Source organism: Bradyrhizobium yuanmingense (assembly GCF_029167105.1).
GTDB classification, from domain to species: Bacteria; Pseudomonadota; Alphaproteobacteria; order Rhizobiales; family Xanthobacteraceae; genus Bradyrhizobium; species Bradyrhizobium yuanmingense_A.
Genome location: NZ_JARFML010000101.1, coordinates 1 through 1,814 on the forward strand (window position 1 = coordinate 1; position 1,814 = coordinate 1,814).

Genomic DNA, 1,814 nt, shown 5'->3' on the forward strand with positions numbered 1-1,814 from the left:
ACCGATCAGTCCCGCAACATACAGAGGACACATCCGCTGTCGGGTCTTATGACCCAGCCGGTCCAAGAACGGCATCAGCCAGCGTTCGAGTTCGTCTTCCCATCCCGGCATGGTCAGCCCTCCAAGATCCGACCACCCATGAATCATTGAAAAATCGATTCGGGAATCCTATAAAACGCGACAAAATCAACAATCTGCCAAAGTAGTGCTAGGGCGCCTCCGCCACATAATGTCGTCCGACACATAAGTATAGTTATGTTGCGTGCAACATAACCGTTCGATGGGGCCCTTTATGTGTTCCGGGCCAAAAAGAGCCGATAGAATCAAGATCGTATGGTCGGATGGCTCTGGCGTGTGCCTCTATTTGAAACGTCTTGAAAAGGCGAAGTTTTGCTGGCCGCGGATCGGGCACCATCGGGTGCAGTTCACCTCCGCGCAGTTGATGGATGGGATGGACTGGAAGCGGGTCCGGGCTGTGCCGGTCAGGCCGCCGGAGATTGTTGGGTAAAAGCGCTGCGGCGACTGAATCAACCGCCTGAAAGGGCGAGAGAACGGAGCAAAATGTGCTCTGGTAGGGTCAATGACGCCGCCCGATCTCGACCTCCCCAATGACGTAGAGACGCTGAAGGCCATGATGCTTGCCATGGCCGAAAAAAGCGGCACGTGCCGACGCTCTGGAGAGCGAGGTCGACGATCTCAAGGCCCGGAACGCCGATGCCGATGCGCGCATCGCGCGGCTGACGCAGATCCTGAAGGCATTTGACCGCGCCCGGTTCGACGGACGACCGGAGAAGCTCAGCTCTGTGAACGGCGACGATGAACAGCGGGCCTTCGTCTTCGAGGAGATCGAGACCGGCATCGCTGCAATCAAGGTACGGGTCGGCAAGGGCTGTGAGCAAGCAGATGGCAAGCGTGCGCCGCGTGGGCGCAAGGGCTTTGCGCCCCATCTGGAACGGATCGAGGTTGTCATCGAGCCGGGAGTGTTGGCTGAGCATGCCGGCAAGCAGAAGGTGTTGATCGGCGAGGACGTGTCGGAGCGTCTGGATGTGGAGCCGACGAAGTTCCGTGTCATCGTCACACGCCGTCCAAATATGCGTTCAGGAACGCGGAGGGCGTGATCCAGGCGCCGGCCCCAGCCCACATCATCGAGGATGGCATTCCGACCGAAGCGCTTCTGGCTCAGATCGCCGTCTCCAAGTACGCCGATGGCCAGCCGCTCTACGGCAGGAAGCCATCTGCCGTTCCGAGGTTATCGCGCGCACCGTACCGATTTGATGGCGTGCGGGGTTCCGAAATGATCGCGCGCAGCATTCCGAACATTGTCTGAAGTGGGACCCCGGGAGCAGGACCACTGACGCCGCCTTCTTAGTTGGAAGTCTCGCCGCTCCGATTTTCTGATATCAGGCCGCGAGGGCCTCTGTCTGCGTCTGTTGTTGAGGTTGTGGGCATGTGGGCAACGCCTCTTCGGAGACTGGGCAAGAACGTCTCGCAAAGCCTGACAAGATCAAAGTCGGGGCAGCCAGAGCAGTCCGTGCCGGGCAGCCTCTGCTTCTAGGAGTCTATAGCAGCCGCGTTCTGTTGATATGGAATCACGCCCGCCCTCGCGACTACTTGGCCAGGCTTGCGATGAACCCCTGAATGCCGAATATGCTTAGAACCCGGGTGAAGTTATAGCTCAGCACCATCATGACCTGCCCCTGAATTTTCATCCAGCGGCAGTTAGAGTCTCGGGGTTTTGTACGCCAAGTGGCGCGGGTGGAGCAACGGACGATCGGCGGAGCTGGTCGGGGTTGCGCAGCCGATCGTCCGTTGCG

The 1,814-nt window shown here is 59.1% G+C and carries 2 protein-coding genes and 2 pseudogenes; 2 read left to right on the forward strand and 2 right to left on the reverse strand.

The window, feature by feature from the left end; genetic code table 11:
* Nucleotides 1-147: pseudogene (locus P0R31_RS40570) on the reverse strand (IS701 family transposase); the annotation flags it as partial.
* A 145-nt stretch (nt 148-292) separates the two neighbouring features.
* Between P0R31_RS40570 and tnpB the strand changes: the two are divergent.
* Nucleotides 293-508 (forward strand): IS66 family insertion sequence element accessory protein TnpB, encoded by a 216-nt coding sequence (tnpB, locus tag P0R31_RS41305; protein ID WP_430516903.1) that lies wholly within the window; start codon nt 293-295, stop codon nt 506-508.
* 72 nt (nt 509-580) lie between these two features.
* Nucleotides 581-1,222: pseudogene (locus tag P0R31_RS40575) on the forward strand (IS66 family transposase zinc-finger binding domain-containing protein); the annotation flags it as partial.
* Between the two features lie 385 nt (nt 1,223-1,607).
* Here the strand turns inward: P0R31_RS40575 and P0R31_RS40580 are convergent.
* A partial coding sequence (locus P0R31_RS40580) for a hypothetical protein (RefSeq protein ID WP_275521202.1) occupies nt 1,608-1,814 on the reverse strand: 207 nt, incomplete at its 5' end.

What these genes read in the sequence shown, in the direction of transcription:
- tnpB (WP_430516903.1), top strand. Translation starts at nt 293, where the DNA reads ATGTGTTCCGGGCCAAAAAGAGCCGATAGAATCAAGATCGTATGGTCG.